Here is a 16,342-nt window from a genome sequence, read left to right as displayed (position 1 = left end):
AAGGCGGCCTCCGCGTCCGGAACGGTGCGGCAAGGGTGACGCGTGGAGAAGAGCATGGGCGAATATGACTATATCGTCATCGGAGCGGGGAGTGCCGGATGCGTTCTCGCCAACCGCCTTTCGAAAGATCCGAACAACCGCGTGCTGCTTCTGGAAGCGGGCGGCAACGATAATTACCACTGGATCCACATTCCGGTCGGTTATCTCTATTGTATCAACAATCCGCGCACCGACTGGTGTTTCAAAACGGCGGAAGAGCCGGGGCTTAACGGCCGCTCGCTGATCTATCCGCGCGGTAAGGTGCTCGGCGGCTGCTCCTCCATCAACGGCATGATCTATATGCGCGGCCAGGCGCGCGACTACGATATGTGGCGGCAGCTCGGCTGCGAGGGCTGGGGGTGGAACGATATCCTTCCCTATTTCCTGAAGTCGGAAGACTTCTATCGCGGCAAGAGCGATCTGCATGCCGCCGGCGGGGAATGGCGTGTGGAAAAGGCGCGGGTGCGCTGGGATGTGCTGGACGCCTTCCAGAAGGCGGCGGGCGAAGCCGGCATTCCCGCGACCGATGATTTCAACCGGGGCGACAATGAAGGCGCCGGTTATTTCGATGTCAACCAGCGGGCCGGCTGGCGCTGGAACACGGCGAAAGCCTTCCTGAAGCCGGCGCTCGGCCGCAGGAACCTGACGGTTCTGACCAAGGCGCATGTGAAGCGTCTCATCATCGAAGAAGGCCGGGTGACCGGTGTCGAGTTTCACCATGACGGCGTCCTGAAAACGATACGGGCGCGGCGCGAGACGGTGCTGTCCGCCGGCGCCATCGGCTCGCCGCATATTCTGGAGCTTTCCGGCATCGGGCGTGGCGATGTGTTGCAGGCGGCCGGTATCGACACTGTGGCGGAGGTTCAGGGTGTGGGCGAAAACCTGCAGGACCATTTGCAATTGCGCATGGTCTACAAGGTCTCCGGCGTCCTGACGTTGAATGAAAGGGCCTCCACCCTGTTCGGTAAGGCGAGGATCGGCCTCGAATATGCGCTGACGCGCTCCGGGCCGATGTCGATGGCACCGAGCCAGCTCGGCGTCTTCACCCGCTCCTCGCCGGAAAAGGAAACCGCCGATCTGGAATATCATGTCCAGCCGGTTTCGCTCGACAAGTTCGGCGATCCGGTTCACAATTTTCCGGCCATTACCGCAAGTGTCTGCAATCTGCGACCGGAAAGCCGGGGTTCAGTGCATGTGAAAGGACCGGATTTCGCCATGCAGCCGGAAATCCGCCCGAACTATCTTTCCACCGCAGGCGACCGTCAGGTGGCCATCGACGCCATGCGGCTGACGCGCCGCATCGTCGCCCAGCCGTCCTTCGCGCGCTTCAACCCGCAGGAATACAAGCCGGGTCCCTCCTTCGAAAACGACAATGATCTTGCCAAGGCGGCGGGCGATATCGGCACCACCATCTTCCATCCTGTCGGCACGCTGCGCATGGGGTCGGATATGGAAAGCGTTGTCGACGCGCGGCTGAAATTCCGTCGGCTCGCCGGGCTGCGCGTCGCCGACGCATCGGTGATGCCGCGTATCACATCCGGAAATACCAATTCGCCGACGATCATGATTGCCGAAAAGGCTGCCGACATGATCCTTGCGGATAATCGCTGAAAGGAACGCACCTATGAAGACCGTCGCTTTTCTCGGGCTGGGACATATGGGCCTGCCGATGGCCGTCAACCTCGTCAAGGCAGGTTATGTCGTCAGGGGATATGATCTTGCCGACGCCTGCCGCGCGGCGGCGAAAGAGGCGGGCGTTCCCGTCGCGGCGGATTCGGCCGAGGCCATCGAAGCCGCTGAAGTGATCGTCACCATGCTGCCGAAGGGCGAACACGTCGTATCGGTCTATGGCGATCTGGTTCGGAAAATCCCTGCTGGAACGCTTCTCATCGATTGCTCGACGGTGGATATGGAAAGCGCCCTGAAGGCGCATGAACTCGCCGCTTCCGCCGCTTGCGCCTCGGTCGACGCGCCCGTATCGGGCGGAACGGGCGGGGCTGCCGCCGGCACGCTCACCTTCATGTGCGGCGGTGAAGCTGCGGCCTTCTCTGCGGCAAAGCCGGTGCTTGAAGCGATGGGCAAGAAGATCGTGCATTGCGGCAAGGGCGGTAACGGCCAGGCGGCGAAGATCTGCAACAACATGATCCTCGGCATTTCCATGATCGCCGTTTCCGAGGCCTTCGTGCTTGGTGAAAAACTCGGCCTTTCGCATCAGGCGCTGTTCGATGTTGCTTCCACCTCCTCGGGCCAGTGCTGGTCGCTCACCACCTATTGCCCGGTGCCCGGGCCGGTGCCGACATCGCCCGCCAACAAGGACTACCAGCCGGGTTTTGCGGCGGCCCTGATGTTGAAGGATCTGAAGCTTTCGCAGGAGGCGGCGAATGGAGCCGGGGCTTCCACCCCGCTCGGAGCGGCGGCGGCGGCGCTTTATGAAAACTTCGTCGATGCGGGAAGCGGCGGGCGCGATTTTTCCGCCATCGTTGAGATGCTGCGTGGGGGCGATGCATGATGGACGCCACGCCTTCCGATATTCTGTGGGTGCCGCCGCGTGAAAGGCTGGAGCATTCGTCGCTTTTTTCCTTCGCGACGAAAACGGCAAAGCTGCACGGGCAGGCCGCCGATGATTATGCCGGCCTGCTGCGCTGGTCCATCGACGCACCGGATGAATTTTACGATGCTCTGTGGGACGAACTCGGCATTATCGGCACGCGAGGCGACGTGGCGTTCAAACCGGGCGCAACGATCCGGGAGGCCGAGTTCTATCCGGGCGCGAGGCTCAATTATGCCGAAAACCTGCTGCGCGATGCCGATGAGCGGCTGGCCATCATCGCCTATCGCGACGATGGAACAAGGCGCGAGATTACTCGCAAAGGGCTTTACGCCGAAGTGTCCCGCTTGGTGCAGGCGCTTGCCCAAGACGGCGTGAGCGAAGGCGACCGTGTCGGCGCCATCGTCACGCATGATATCGAGACGATCGTCAGCTATCTCGCAGTCAGCGCCATCGGGGCGATCTGGTCGTCCTGCTCCCCCGATTTCGGCCCCGCCGGGGCCTCGGACCGCCTTTCCCAGATCGACCCGAAAGTCCTCATCGCCGTGCCGGAATATGGTTATGCTGGTAAACGCATCGATGTAGCCCCGACCATCCGTGCGGTGGCGGAAAGTGCAAGTCCCGAAAAGATCGTGCTTATCGGCGATGCCGTTCCCAAAAGCCTTGCCGATCTCGGCTGCGTGACGCTTACGGATTTCGTCGAGCCTTATGCGGGGGGTGAGATTGCCTTCAACCGTCTGCCCGTCAAGGCGCCGCTGGCGATCCTTTATTCTTCGGGCACGACCGGCAAACCGAAATGCATCACCCATTCCGGCGGCGGGCTGCTTCTTCAGCACATGAAGGAGCAGAAGCTGCAATGCGACATTCAGGAAGGCGAGCGTTTCTTCTATTTCACTACCTGCGGCTGGATGATGTGGAACTGGCAGGTCTCCGGTCTGGCGCTCGGCGCAACGCTTGTCACCTATGATGGCAATCCCGGTTATCCCAACCCTGCGCGGCTGATCGATCTCATCGACGTGGAACGGATTGCGACCTTCGGCACCTCGGCAAAATTCATCGATGCCTGCCTTAAGGCCGGGCTGAAACCCCGTGCAAGCCACGACCTTTCATCGCTGAGGACGATCCTTTCGACAGGCTCGCCACTCATCCCGCAATCCTTCGATTATATCTATCGCGACTGGAAAGCCGACGTGCATCTCGCCTCCATTTCCGGCGGCACGGATATCTGCGCCTGTTTCCTCGGCGGCAACCCTTTGCAGCCGGTGCATCGCGGTGAATTGCAGGGCGCGATGCTCGGTATGGATATCGATACGCTTGACGACGAGGGTCGTTCCGTTCGCGGCGTCGCCGGCGAACTTGTCTGCCGCAACGCGCATCTGTCCATGCCGGTGAAATTCTGGGGCGATGAGGACGGGTCGCGTTATCAGGCCGCCTATTTCGACCGGTTTCCGGGCATCTGGGCGCATGGCGATTTTGCCGAGCTGCGCCCCTCCGGCGGATACGTCATTCATGGGCGTTCGGACACGACGCTCAATCCCGGCGGGGTCCGCATCGGGACGGCGGAAATCTACCGGCAGGTGGAAACCGTGCCTGAAGTCGAAGAGGCCATTGCCGTGGGGCAGGATATTGACGGCGACCAGCGTGTCATCCTCTTCCTGCGCATGAGGCACGGCGCGGTTTTGACGGAAGAGCTGGAAAAGACCATCCGCAGCCGCATCCGTTCGGGTGCGACGCCGCGGCATGTGCCGGCGAGGATCATTGCCGTTGCCGCCATTCCCCGCACCCGTTCCGGCAAGATATCCGAAATCGCGGTACGCGACGCCATCCATGGCCGGTCGGTGAAGAATGCCGATGCGCTCGCCAATCCCGAAGCGCTTGAACTTTTCCGCAACCTGCCGCAGCTGAAGGACTAGGCCTATGGAGGATCAACCGAAAACCGTGCTCGTCACGGGCTCCACCAGCGGCATCGGGCTTGCCATCGCCAAGCGTTTCGCCGAAGCGGGATTTCGGGTCGCGTTGCATGGCATAGAGACGGCTGAGGAGGCGACGCCGGCGCTGGAGGCCGTGGCGAAGGCGGCGCGGCACAGGCCGGTCTATTTTGCCGCCAACCTCGCTCATTATGACGAGAGCGCGCATCTGCCGGAAACCGTCATCGCCGAGTTCGGCCATATCGACGTCCTGGTCAACAACGCCGGCATTCAGAAGGTCGCGCCGATCGACGAGTTCGATTTCGCCGATTTCTCCCGCATCGTCGCCATCTCGCTCGACAGCGCGTTTCACACCATCCATGCGGCCTTGCCCGGCATGAAGGAAAGGGGCTGGGGCCGCATCGTCAACATCGCCTCCGCACATGGCCTGCGCGCGTCGCCCTTCAAGGGGCCTTATGTGGCGACCAAACATGCGGTGGTGGGCCTGACGAAAAGCGTGGCGCTGGAGGTGGCCGAACTTGGCATTACCTGCAACGCCATCTGCCCCGGTTATGTCTGGACACCGCTTGTCGCCGCCCAGGTCGCCGATCAGGCGCGCGTGCATGGCATGAGCGAGGAGGACGTGGTGAAAAAGGTAATGCTTGCGCCGCAGCCGACCAGACGGTTTGTGCAACCGGAAGAAGTTGCGGAAATGGCGCTTTATCTCGCGGGCGATATGGCGCGCTCCATCACCGGCACCACCATTTCCATCGATGGCGGCTGGACCGCGAAATAATTTTAGCATACCCGACGCTGCACTGGCGCTTCTATACGCCGGCGGCTCGGCCGCAGGCCTCTGGAATGCGGTTGAAACTGTCCTCTTCCACTTCTGGAACAAAACCCTGACCCCGGGGATTAGATCAGCAGGGTTACAGGGAGTGAAAGACATGGCCAGAGAAAATGCCAGCTATCTCCGCGGTCGGGATGCGCCGAAAAGCGAAACGGCAACGCGTGCGCGGCAGGGATCGCGCGGGCGTCCCGTCCTTGTCATTCTGATCGTCAGCGTGTTTCTTGCACTGGTGGTGTGGGCCGTTGTCGAATATTCGGTTTTTGAACCCGACGAAAACCGGCCGCAGAATTCGCAGACGGAAACAGCGCCGGTGCCGCAGCAGCCGTCCGGGTCCGGAACCTTCGACAACAATCCGGCAAATGGCCGTGCCCAGCCGCCATCGTCGACAGAGACAAATCCCGCGCCGCAGGATTCGACCGGAGCCCCACAAAACCCGTGACCACCATGGCGTGAAGTTTTTTCGCGACGATGATGATTTTCATGGAACCATATCGCGCCTGATTTCATTTCACGCAAAGTGACAGGAATCGGGGGTTTCATTCATGGCAGTCACCGTCACTGCAGTTTTTCTCACGCTGATCGGCCTCGCGCTGTTCGGTTTCGGCTCTCAGCTCGTCATGCTGGGCGGGAGCTTTTATTACGTTCTTTCCGGGCTTGCCTTTCTGCTGACAGCCGTTCTGCTGTTCAAGCGCAATCGTGCAGCCCTCCATGTCTATGCCGTCTTCATTGTCGCGACGCTTGCCTGGGCCATCTGGGAAGTCGGCTTCGACTGGTGGCAACTTGGCCCGCGCGGCGGCGTCATCATTCTCATCGGTCTCTGGCTTCTGGTTCCATGGGTCAGAAAGCCGCTCGGTTTTGCAAGCCCGACCGGACATAGTTATGGGCCGAACGCCTGGCCGCTTGCCTTTTCCGTCCTCGCCTCCATCGTCGTTGCCGGATATTCCATGGCGCAGGATCCGCACGATACGGCAGGTTCCCTGCCGCAGGAAACGGCCTCGGCCACGCCCGTTTATGGCGGCGATGTCCCTGACGGTGACTGGCATCAATATGGCCGCACGCCCTATGGCCAGCGTTATTCACCGCTCACCCAGGTCAATGTCGACAACGTCTCGCAGCTCAAGGAAGCCTGGCGTTACCAGACGGGCGATGTGAAGCTTCCAGATGACGTGGGGGAAACTACCTATCAGGTGACGCCGCTCAAGATCGGCAATACGCTTTATATCTGCACGCCGCATAATTGGGCGATCGCCATCGACGCCGCCACCGGTAAGGAAAAGTGGAAGTATGACCCGAATGTCGGTCTCAATCCGGACCGCCAGCACCAGACCTGCCGTGGCGTTTCCTATTATGCCGAGCCGAATGCCGCTGAAGGCACGGTCTGCGCCGAGCGCGTCTACCTGCCGACCTCGGACGCCCGGCTGATCGCGCTTGACGCCGCCACCGGTCAGGTCTGCACGTCCTTTGCCGATCAGGGTGTGCTGCATCTTGAGCAGGGCATGAAATATAATCCTGCCGGTTATTATTATTCAACCTCGCCACCCGTCATCGCGGCGGGCAAGATCATTATCGGCGGTGCGGTGAACGACAACTATTCCACGCAGGAACAGTCTGGCGTCATCCGCGCTTTCGATGTGAACAGCGGCGCGCTTATCTGGAACTGGGATTCCGGCAATCCGGCGAAAACCGAACCGATTGCGGCGGGTGAAACCTACACCACCAATTCGCCCAACAGCTGGTCGGTCTTCAGTTACGATGAAGGCCTGGGTCTCGTTTATATCCCGCTCGGCAATCAGGTGCCGGATCAGCTGGGCATGGGCCGCAGCGAGAATGTGGAAAAATATTCCTCCTCCATCGTCGCGCTGGATATCAATACCGGTAAGGATCGCTGGGTGCGCCAGACGGTTCATCACGATCTCTGGGACATGGACGTGCCGGCTCAGCCGGTGCTGCTCGATATCACCAGGGACGGCCAGACCGTGCCGGCCCTCGTCGGCCCGACCAAGCAGGGGGATATTTACGTTCTCGACCGGCGCACCGGCGAGCCGCTGCTGCCGATCACCGAAGAGCCTGCGCCGGGCGGGGCAATCCCTGAGGACTTCACCTCTCCGACGCAGCCGACGACGGCGCTGTCCTTCAAGCCGGAGCCGTTGCAGGAAAAGGACATGTGGGGTGTTTCCATGTTCGACCAGCTCGCCTGCCGCATCCGCTTCCATCAGTTGAACTACAAGGGCCGCTATACGCCGCCCTCGCTGAACGGCTCGATCATCTATCCCGGCAATTTCGGCACCTTCAACTGGGGCAGCGTGGCGGTCGACCCCGAACGCCAGGTGATGTTCGGCATGCCGACCTATCTCGCCTTCACCTCGCAGCTCGTGCCGCGCGCTGACATTCCGCCGAAGGGTCAGGACGAAAAGGGCAGCGAACAGGGCCTGAACCGCAACGACGGTGCGCCCTATGGCGTGTTCATGGGCCCGTTCCTCGGTCCGCTGCAGATTCCCTGCCAGGCCCCGCCATGGGGTTATGTCGCGGGCGCTGACCTGCGCACCGGCGATATCGCCTACAAGCACAAGAACGGCACGGTCCATGACATGACGCCGCTGCCGCTGCCCTTCAAATTGGGCGTGCCGGGCATTGGCGGGCCGATGATAACCAAGGGCGGCGTCGCCTTCCTCGGTGCTGCCGTCGACAACTATCTGCGCGCCTATGACCTAACGACCGGCAAGCAGCTCTGGGAAGCGCGTCTGCCGGCCGGCGGTCAGGCAACGCCCATGACCTATTCGCTGGAAAACGGAAAGCAATATGTTGTGATGGTAGCGGGCGGCCACGGTTCGGTTGGAACCAAGCCCGGCGATTACGTCATCGCCTATACGCTGCCATAGGGTCTACGGGTCTTCAGGCACAAAAAAAACCGGAATGGGTGACCATTCCGGTTTTTGTTTTGGATGAGAGCGCCTTACGCCGCCTTTTTCTCTGCGGCAGCATTGACCGAGGTCTTGGCGAGCGCTGTCAGGGCCTCGTCGGTCTTGGACTCTTCCTTGAGCGTGGCATCCAGCAGTGCGACGGCCTTTGTGTGGCCAAGCTTTTCCGCCCATGCCTTCAACGTGCCATAGCGGGCCATCTCGTAGTGCTCAACCGCCTGTGCCGAGGAGACAAGGCCGGCATCGAGAGCGGGCGTACCTTTGAAATCCTCAATGATCTCTTCGCCTTCGGCGATGATGCCCTGAATGGCTTCGCAGGTCTTGCCCTGCGCCCGCTTGCCAATGATTTCGAATACTTCCTGCAGGCGTTCGATTTGGCCCTGGGTTTCTTCTTTGTGCTTTTCAAAAGCCTGTTTCAGCTTCGGGTCCGTGGCCGCCCGGGCCATTTTCGGCAGGGCTTTCAGTATCTGCCTCTCGGCGTAATAAATATCCTTCAGCGTGTCATAAAACAGGTCGTCGAGTTTCTTCTCGGCCATTGGTCCTTCTCCCATGTGTGAAAATATGTGACGTGCGCCCATGCGCACGGGAGGCAAACCCTTTGCCGCGGCCATAGTTCCGGCTCCGTTGCGCGCAACGTTTATATTGCCGAGTGGAACCAACACGTCTCCTTAAACTTAGTGTGAAGAAATTGCCGGAGGAGATACGACCTTGCCCCAAAGCCTAGCAGAAGAATTTTCGATGAATATTTCCATCCCCTTCGAGGTGCTGCTGGTGCGTGTGTTCGGCGCGGTCGTCCTTTGCGGCCTGATCGGTCTGGAACGGGAGTTTCACAAGAACACCGCTGGACTGCGCACCAACATGCTGATCGGCCTCGCCGCCGTCACCTTTTGCGTCATCACCGTTCATATGATGGAGACAATGGCGGAAGGTCATGAAGCCGCACGGCTCGATCCCATCCGGTTGGTGGAGGCGGTGACGGCCGGCATCGCCTTTCTTGCGGCGGGTGTGGTCGTTTATACCAGAGGCGATGTCAAAGGCCTGACGACGGGCGCCAGCATGTGGCTTTCGGCGGCAATCGGCCTTTCGGCCGGCCTTGGTATGTGGCCGCTTGCCCTTCTTGCTTCGGGAATGGGTATTGTCGTCCTGTGGACGCTGCGCCGCATGCAGGTGGCGGCGGGCATCAAGGAGGAATAAACGACATCAGCCGAAGCGGAAAAGGTCGGCGTCGGGGTCCTTGCCGCCATTGACGGCGGCAGCCACTATTTCGGCGGCGATCTGGCTGAAGGTAATGCCGTTGCCGCCAAAACCCATCACTGCATAAACGTTGTTCATTCCGGGCACGGGGCCAATCAGCGGTAGACCGGTGGTAGTCGTGCCGAAGGCCGCCGCCCAGCTATATTCCGGTTCTCCCACATCGATGCCGAGAAGCTTTTCGATCTTGCGGCGGATAGTTTCCGCCTTGGCGGCGAGCTTGCGCTCCGACTGGTAGGCGGTGGGGTTTTCCTCGTCCTCGCCTCCGGCGATCACCCGCCCCTCGCGGTCGGTGCGCAGGTAGAGATAGGGATCGGAAGCCTCCCAGACGATATGGCTCTCCAGCCAGTCGGGCAGGTCAAGCCCCTTTCCGCTTGCCAGCGCCCAGGTGGAAATGATCTGGTGCTTCGGGCTTTCCAGCATTTTCAGGAATTCATAGCCGGTGCAGAAAACGACATTGCGCGCGGAAAGGATTTTGCCGCCGGCGGTGGCGAGGACAACCGCGTCGCCGAGGTTTCTGAGATCGGTGATCTCAAGCTGCGAGACGATTTCGGCGCCCGCGCGCGCCGTGTGGCGCAAAAGGCCGGCCGTCAGCTGTGCGGGATTGGCGGAGGCCGAGATATCGCTGAGGATGGCCCCGGTCCGGTGCATGCCGTATCGCTCTCTCAGTTCCGCAGCGGTGAGGAAACGGGCCTCGATGCCCGCTTCTTTGCGGGCATCCGCTTCGGCTTTCAAAGCGCGCGATCCCATGTCGTCTCCGGCGAGATAAAGGGCCTGTTTGCGCCTCATGCTGCAGGAGATGCCGAGCGAGGAGACGATTTCCTCCAGCCGCAGGACGGCGCGGGCGGAACGCTGCCATGCCCTGTCAGCCGCGTGCCCGCCGATCATCTTTCGAAGCTGCGTCAGTGGCGTGTCGATTTCGTGCTGGATCATCGCGGTGCTGGCGACGCTGCTGCCCATGACCGGCTCGCGCCGCTCAATGATCAGCATGGATTGACCTGGCCGTTGCAGGGCGTGGGATACGAGTGCGCCGCTGATGCCGGCGCCGATGACAATCGTATCGTAATGGTCGGCCTCCGGCGTGTGCCTGCTGCGGACGCCGATACGCGGGCTATCCGCCCACACGGGTTTTGAGTCCCTGAGGTCACGTTCTTTTGTCAGTTCCGATGTCGGCATGAAATCATCCTGAAAGGTGTCACGGCTCGGTATAGCCGGCGACATTGATGGTGAGCGTTGCGCTGCGGGGATCGTTGCGGAAGAAAAGCGCGCCGGTGTCGCGAGACTCCGAGGCGACGTAATCGAATGTCACATCGGCGCTCTCCAGCGTCGCGTCGTTTTGCTGCAGGTCGCCGCGCACCTGCACCTGCGCCGCCGTCGTCATGGAAAGGTTGCGGATGTCGAACCGCACCCGGTATTGCCCGGCCTGCGCCTCTACGCCGGTGACGGCGATTTCGAAGCGGGCATCCTCGGGTATATAGCGATAGATGTCATAGGCGATCCAGCCCAGCATCGCCGCGACCAGCAAGGTGCAGATGGTTCCCGTCACCCATTCGATCCAATGCGGATCGGCGCTTTCCATCTGTTTTCCGTCTTTGGATATCGTCATTTTTTCCTCACAGGATCAACCGGGCCGAGGCCGCGCCGATCGAGGCGGGCAGGCCGAGAATGACGGCGGCATTCATGATCTGCGACAGCGAGATGTGGTCGAGGCGCTCGAAGGTCCAAAGCGTATAGACGCTGATGGCGATGGCGACGACATAGCCGGGCAGGGTGAAGCGGATGAAGGATTGCCACCACTTCTGCCCTTCGTGCAGCTGGTGCGAGCCCTTGAAGTGAAGCGCGTAGACAAAGCCATGCATGATGGCGATCGACAGCAGGCTAAGCGCCAGAATGTGATAGGGCGTCACCTTATAGGCGATCAGGATCATTTCTTCTGTCGGGGCGACATTTAGGCCGAGGAAAAGCCCGCCGACCATCATCATGAAAAGTTCGTGCAGATAACCCGTCTCGCCCGAATATTCGCCCTCCTCTTCATCCTTCGTATCAGAATGCTGACCGAGCTGGCTGCGCCCAAGCAGCGCGCCGATGCTGGCTGGAACGGATTGCAGCGCAATCTTGGCGACGAAGTTGGAGGCGGTGATCTGGTCGTTCAGAATGCCGAACAGCAGGAGTACGGCGGCGCTGACGGCGATGCCCAGTCCATAGGCCGTTATCGCGTCGCGCAGCGCCTGGCTCCAGGAGTAAACATTCTCGAAACCGATGCGGCGGGCGAGAAGCAGCAGCAGCGGCAGGTTGAGGATGCAAAGCAGCAGAAGCCGCCATGAGTTGATGTAAAGGCCGAGAAACCACATTTCCATGGTCATCAGCATGGGCAGCGCAAACAGCAATGCACCCGCCGTGCCGCGTGCGAGACCGATCAGAAATTGCCCGACCTCGTCATCATCCGCGTCTCTTCGATTGATCGCCGCCACCATGCCGCCCCCCTGTGCAGAGCGATAACGCAATGGCGTTTTTCCGGTTCCGTGGGTTTATTTCGCGGGATCGATGAGAGCGATGCCGAATTCCCGGCGATAACTGCGCCGCAACTCCGCAGGTGTTTCGCGGATGACGACTTCCAGCGTTGGCCGCACCACTCCTTTGAGAAAATGGCCGCCCTTCGTGGAGCCGTCGGCAAAGCCCAGAACGACATGCAGGTGCGGATTGGGTGTATCGTTCTCGTCAAGGGTGATATCGCCGAGCAGGCTCAGAACCTCGCTCTGGTCGGTGACCGGTATTTCATTATAGTCCCGCGTCGATAGGTCGAAAAAGGCGAGGGTTGCCGTGGCGAAGGCCCCGATCGCGCTCACCGAGGCGGCGTTGATGTTCTCGGCCTTGGCAAAGCGCCTGATGGCCTCGAATGCTTCTTCCTCGGGATCGGTGACGAGGATGAAGGTGCGCTCCGCGCCGCTTGCCAGCAATCTGCTTTTCATGTCTTCCTCACATATGGAAGTGCCGCCGGAAAACCGGCGGCACGGAATAAAGTTGCGTGTCTTAGGCGGCGCGGCGTTCGTGGCGGCCTTCCTCGACCTCTTCCACGATCTTGGCGACAAAGGCGTCGAGATCGTCAGGGCTGCGGGAGGTAACGATCCCCTTGTCCGTTACCACCTTTTCATCCTTCCAGTTGGCGCCGGCATTCTTGAGGTCGGTCTTGATCGACCAATAGGAGGTGGCGTCGCGGCCACGCAGGGCGTCGGCTTCGACAAGCAGCCACGGTGCATGGCAGATGGCGGCGACCACCTTGCCGGATTTGACGAAATCGCGGACCACCCGCATCGCATCCTTGTCGTGACGCAGAATATCGGGGTTGATCTGGCCGCCGGGAAGAACCAGCGCGTCAAAATCTTCCGCTTTGACGGCTTTCGCCAAGAGATCGACGGCGATGCTGTCGCCCCAGTTCTTCTTGTCCCAGCTCTTGATCTCGCCCTCCTCGATGGAGGCGATCTTCACGTCTGCACCTTTGGCCTTCAGCTGGTCATAGGGCACACGCAATTCGGAACGCTCATAGCCGTCCGTTGCGAGAATGAGGATTTTTGCGGCGTTGATAGCAGTCATGTCTTTCTCCTTGTAGGTTTAGTCGTCCTTGTCGGAATTGATAGATGGCAGGAAAAACTCCACGTCCTTGCGGCGCTCCGCATCGAGATTTTCGATATGCGTTTGCCAGAACCGTTCAGCCTCCGCCGGTTCGTGCTCCCATTGGCGCACGAAGGTCTTGTTATCGTCGATCATCACCTGACGCGTGCCGCCGAGACGCAGATATTCTTCCGCAAGTTTGCGTGTTTCGGTCTTTTCCATGTCGCGGCTCCTTGTGCGTCGAAAGCGGGAACGGAGGGGCGCCGGATGGGTAAGAAGCTCGGCTGCCGTTTCGTTGGCCATCGGGAGAAAACGGAAAAACCCCGATGTTCTTCAGCGCCATCGCGTCCGTTTGACACGGCGGCCCCTCCAGTTGGAACAACGTGATCTTTCCGGTAAGGTTCCGTAGTTTTCCGGCGGCGTCATTGCCAAGCGGAATGTATCGCGCGCAATTTTTCACCGGAACAAACGGGCATGTCCCGCTGTTTTATCCCCGATGCAGGGGAGGCGGCATGGCAGCCAGACAGAGCAATGGTGAATACCGGAATAACCACGACAACAAAGGCTTCTGGTCGATCGATTTCGGCGGCTCGCCTGTTATCGGCACGGCCATCCATGACGGCCATCGCATTAGACCTGACGTGTCGCGGCTCATGGCCCTTTCCCCGGAACAGAGGCTGAGGGAGGAAGACCCTTTCACCGGTGAGATGATCGCCGGGCTGACGAACCGCATCGTCGTTCACCATTCACGTTTCGAAATCGATCTCAACCGAGCGGCCGATCAGGCGATTTATCTGAAGCCGGAACAATCCTGGGGGCTTGAGGTCTGGAAAGAAGAGCCGGCGCAGGAAGCCGTCCGGCAGTCGCTCGACTTTCACGCCGACTATTACACGATGCTGGAGACCGTGCTCTCTGCAATCGAAAGGCGGCATGGGGCTTTCGTGGTGCTTGATATACACAGCTATAATCATCGCCGGCAGGGCGCCGCCGCGCCGCCGACGGCGCAGGCGGAAGCGCCCGATATCAATATAGGCACCTTCTCCATGGATCGCAGCCGCTGGGGCGATATCGTAAGCGCAGTCGGGCGCCATTTCGCGTCGGCGACCATCGGCGAGCGCCACCTCGATGTCCGCGAGAATGTGGCGTTTCAGGGCAAGGGAGAGCAGACCCGTTTCATCCACGAAAGGTTCGCAGAAAATGGCTGCGCCATCGCAATCGAGTTCAAGAAATTTTTCATGGACGAGTGGACGGGAAAGCCGGATGAGCGTGTGGTGGCGGATATTCGCCAAGCGATCGCGGCACTCCAGCCAGTAATCGAAGAATGTCTGAGGTCGCGGCGATGAACCTTTCATCCGCCCCCAGCGCGTCTCCCATCGCCGATCTGGTTGATGACGTCGTGTCCTGCCTTGAGGCCGGCAAGGCCATCCGCCGCGATGTCGGCAAAGACGGTCGTCTGCATATCGACCGGCCGCTGCCGTTCCTGTGCCTGCATCTGACCGGCGGCACGAAAAATCTCGCCGCCCGCGATATCGCCGCTGCCCATGCCTCCTATCTGATCGTGCCGACCATGCAGGAAGCGGCGCCGCTGATCGAGGCTATTGGCACGGTCATGCGGCAGCGTTTCGGTGCCTTCATCGTGCTCGATATCGGCGAACTGGAGCATGACATCCTGCTGGCCGACGATTCACCTTTCCTGCCGCATTTTGAGGTTTCGGTCTCCGCTACGTCAGAACCGGAAACCCGGAAAGCGCGCCGGGTCTTCATCAAGGCGGTCTGCGATGTCGAGGTACGCTTTCGCACGCCGCGCATCACCCGGCCGGAACCGGAAGCCGATCCGATCCTCCGGTTTCAGAATGCCGGGCTGGATTTTCCCTGCATCAGCGTACGTTTTGCGCCGATCTATCGCCAGCCGGAATCCGGTGCCGATTATCCCGGTTTGCGGGAGACGATGATCGCCGATCTTTTCGACGCCGGTCTGCAGGCCTTTTCGTCCTTTTCCTCCGATACGGATGCGTTGAAGGTCGCCAGTCACAGGGCGCTGGGCCGCAAGGCCTTTGTCGATGCGGTGAAACGCGCCGACCGATCGATCGACGACATCGTCTCGTCGTTCGATTTTCTTCTCTCCGTCACGCCCATCAATGCGAGACGGGCCTTCGAGGAGTTTCGCGACGGCGGCTTCCAATACGCGCCGCGCCTGCTTTACCGACCGCTGGGCGTGGATGTGGAAGAGCAGAAGCGCAAGCTTTATTCCGTCGCCTTCGATCATCTCGAAGACCCGGTGCTCTATCATCTTTATCGGGAGAAACAGCGGGAGATCGATCTGCAGCTGACGATGCTGGCGAGCCTGCATCATCGTACCTTCACCGATTTCTCCCGCGCTCTATATGGCGCCGTCGAACCCGCGCTTTTGACGCTGGCGCTTCATGTGCTCAAGGATTGCCCGCGCGGGCAGGAAAGCGGCGAAATCGCCATGGTCGATTGTTACGCCGTCGCGAAGAAGTCGCGCGAGATGGTCGAGACCTATCTGGCGGGAGAACCGGAGTTCAAGGCGCGCGTCGAAATCCGTGACGACCTGCCACCGGGCCTGATGGTGACGGGCGAGAAGCTTTTGGTCTCCCGCCATACCGTCATGGAACAACGCCGTGTCGAGGCGCTGCTGTCGCACGAGATCGGGGTGCATCTTCTTACATATTTCAATGGCTCGTTTCAGGGGTTGCGGCTCTTCCGCACCGGCCTTTCCGGTTACGAGGGCGTGCAGGAGGGGCTGGCAGTGCTGGCGGAATATCTGGCTGGCGGCATGACGCGCGAGCGCCTGCGGCTGATTGCCGGCCGCGTTATCGGCTGCGCCGCCATGCTGGATGGCGCAAGCTTCGTGGAGACCTTCCGCATCATGACCCGCGATCACGGTTTCGATGAGGCCGGCGCCTTCAACATGGTGCTGCGCATCTATCGCGGCGGCGGCCTCTCCAAGGACGCGATCTATCTGCGCGGGCTGGCGGAGGTGATGGACCATCTACGAAAGGGCGGGGCGCTCGATCCGTTCTGGATGGGTAAGATCGCCGCCGCCCATTTTCCTGTCATGCAGGAGCTGGCGTTGCGCGGTCTGTTGCGGCCGCCGGGCGTCAGACCCGCATTCCTGCTGCCCGCCAAGGCCAATGAGCGCCTGGAGAAAATCCGGGCGGGATTATCCATCGCCGAACTGGCGACTTTATAGGAGGGG

The 16,342-nt window shown here is 60.6% G+C and carries 16 protein-coding genes; 9 read left to right on the top strand and 7 right to left on the bottom strand.

Annotation, left to right across the window (positions count from 1 at the left end):
- The first annotated feature begins 54 nt into the window (after window positions 1-54).
- The 6 genes from AGR1_RS26740 (at window position 55) to AGR1_RS26715 (ending at window position 8,223) form a co-directional block, all read left to right on the top strand.
- Entirely contained in the window at window positions 55-1,650 is a 1,596-nt protein-coding gene (locus AGR1_RS26740) for a GMC family oxidoreductase (RefSeq protein WP_080794329.1), read from the top strand.
- Between the two features lie 13 nt (window positions 1,651-1,663).
- A complete protein-coding gene (gene mmsB / locus AGR1_RS26735; protein ID WP_149148996.1) occupies window positions 1,664-2,548 on the top strand; it encodes a 3-hydroxyisobutyrate dehydrogenase in 885 nt (294 codons plus the stop codon).
- The gene (locus AGR1_RS26730; protein WP_149148995.1) at window positions 2,545-4,500 is read left to right on the top strand and encodes an acetoacetate--CoA ligase; all 1,956 of its coding nucleotides are present in this window, start codon (window positions 2,545-2,547) and stop codon (window positions 4,498-4,500) included. Before mmsB ends, AGR1_RS26730 begins: the two co-directional genes overlap by 4 nt.
- A 4-nt stretch (window positions 4,501-4,504) precedes the next feature.
- Complete coding sequence (locus AGR1_RS26725; RefSeq protein ID WP_080794323.1) at window positions 4,505-5,290, top strand: 3-hydroxybutyrate dehydrogenase; 786 nt, start codon at window positions 4,505-4,507, stop codon at window positions 5,288-5,290.
- Between the two features lie 151 nt (window positions 5,291-5,441).
- The gene (locus AGR1_RS26720) at window positions 5,442-5,783 is read left to right on the top strand and encodes a hypothetical protein (protein WP_080794321.1); all 342 of its coding nucleotides are present in this window, start codon (window positions 5,442-5,444) and stop codon (window positions 5,781-5,783) included.
- Window positions 5,784-5,886: 103 nt separating this feature from the next.
- The gene (locus AGR1_RS26715) at window positions 5,887-8,223 is read left to right on the top strand and encodes a glucose/quinate/shikimate family membrane-bound PQQ-dependent dehydrogenase (protein ID WP_149148994.1); all 2,337 of its coding nucleotides are present in this window, start codon (window positions 5,887-5,889) and stop codon (window positions 8,221-8,223) included.
- A gap of 74 nt (window positions 8,224-8,297) precedes the next feature.
- Here AGR1_RS26715 and AGR1_RS26710 read toward each other — a convergent pair whose 3' ends face one another.
- Window positions 8,298-8,798 (bottom strand): ferritin-like domain-containing protein, encoded by a 501-nt coding sequence (locus AGR1_RS26710; protein WP_149148993.1) that lies wholly within the window; start codon window positions 8,796-8,798, stop codon window positions 8,298-8,300.
- A 202-nt stretch (window positions 8,799-9,000) separates the two neighbouring features.
- Between AGR1_RS26710 and AGR1_RS26705 the strand changes: the two genes are divergently transcribed.
- The gene (locus AGR1_RS26705) at window positions 9,001-9,456 is read left to right on the top strand and encodes an MgtC/SapB family protein (protein WP_236760855.1); all 456 of its coding nucleotides are present in this window, start codon (window positions 9,001-9,003) and stop codon (window positions 9,454-9,456) included.
- 6 nt (window positions 9,457-9,462) lie between these two features.
- Here AGR1_RS26705 and AGR1_RS26700 read toward each other — a convergent pair whose 3' ends face one another.
- The 6 genes from AGR1_RS26700 to AGR1_RS26675 all read right to left on the bottom strand — a co-directional run bounded on the left by AGR1_RS26700 (window position 9,463) and on the right by AGR1_RS26675 (window position 13,344).
- The gene (locus AGR1_RS26700; RefSeq protein ID WP_149148992.1) at window positions 9,463-10,689 is read right to left on the bottom strand and encodes an FAD-dependent oxidoreductase; all 1,227 of its coding nucleotides are present in this window, start codon (window positions 10,687-10,689) and stop codon (window positions 9,463-9,465) included.
- Between the two features lie 19 nt (window positions 10,690-10,708).
- A complete protein-coding gene (locus AGR1_RS26695; RefSeq protein ID WP_149148991.1) occupies window positions 10,709-11,119 on the bottom strand; it encodes a TIGR02588 family protein in 411 nt (136 codons plus the stop codon).
- Window positions 11,120-11,126: 7 nt separating this feature from the next.
- Window positions 11,127-11,987 (bottom strand): TIGR02587 family membrane protein, encoded by an 861-nt coding sequence (locus tag AGR1_RS26690; RefSeq protein ID WP_149149095.1) that lies wholly within the window; start codon window positions 11,985-11,987, stop codon window positions 11,127-11,129.
- Window positions 11,988-12,041: 54 nt separating this feature from the next.
- Window positions 12,042-12,482 (bottom strand): PPC domain-containing DNA-binding protein, encoded by a 441-nt coding sequence (locus AGR1_RS26685; RefSeq protein ID WP_149148990.1) that lies wholly within the window; start codon window positions 12,480-12,482, stop codon window positions 12,042-12,044.
- A gap of 61 nt (window positions 12,483-12,543) precedes the next feature.
- The gene (locus AGR1_RS26680; RefSeq protein ID WP_080794311.1) at window positions 12,544-13,104 is read right to left on the bottom strand and encodes a type 1 glutamine amidotransferase domain-containing protein; all 561 of its coding nucleotides are present in this window, start codon (window positions 13,102-13,104) and stop codon (window positions 12,544-12,546) included.
- A gap of 18 nt (window positions 13,105-13,122) precedes the next feature.
- Window positions 13,123-13,344, bottom strand: a complete 222-nt coding sequence (locus tag AGR1_RS26675; RefSeq protein ID WP_077984959.1) for a hypothetical protein — start codon at window positions 13,342-13,344, stop codon at window positions 13,123-13,125.
- 290 nt (window positions 13,345-13,634) lie between these two features.
- On the opposite strand from AGR1_RS26675, the gene AGR1_RS26665 reads away from it, so the two are divergent.
- Both AGR1_RS26665 and AGR1_RS26660 read left to right on the top strand, forming a co-directional pair.
- On the top strand, window positions 13,635-14,465 hold the full coding sequence (locus AGR1_RS26665; RefSeq protein WP_149148989.1) for an N-formylglutamate amidohydrolase: 831 nt from the start codon (window positions 13,635-13,637) through the stop codon (window positions 14,463-14,465).
- Complete coding sequence (locus AGR1_RS26660) at window positions 14,462-16,336, top strand: flavohemoglobin expression-modulating QEGLA motif protein (RefSeq protein WP_149148988.1); 1,875 nt, start codon at window positions 14,462-14,464, stop codon at window positions 16,334-16,336. Before AGR1_RS26665 ends, AGR1_RS26660 begins: the two co-directional genes overlap by 4 nt.
- The last annotated feature ends 6 nt before the right edge of the window (window positions 16,337-16,342 follow it).

It is taken from the genome of Agrobacterium sp. B1(2019), from assembly GCF_008274755.1.
In the GTDB taxonomy this organism is placed as follows: Bacteria; Pseudomonadota; Alphaproteobacteria; order Rhizobiales; family Rhizobiaceae; genus Agrobacterium; species Agrobacterium salinitolerans.
The sequence above is the reverse complement of the archived record's forward strand: the minus strand, read 5'-3'. Positions and strand labels throughout refer to the sequence as shown.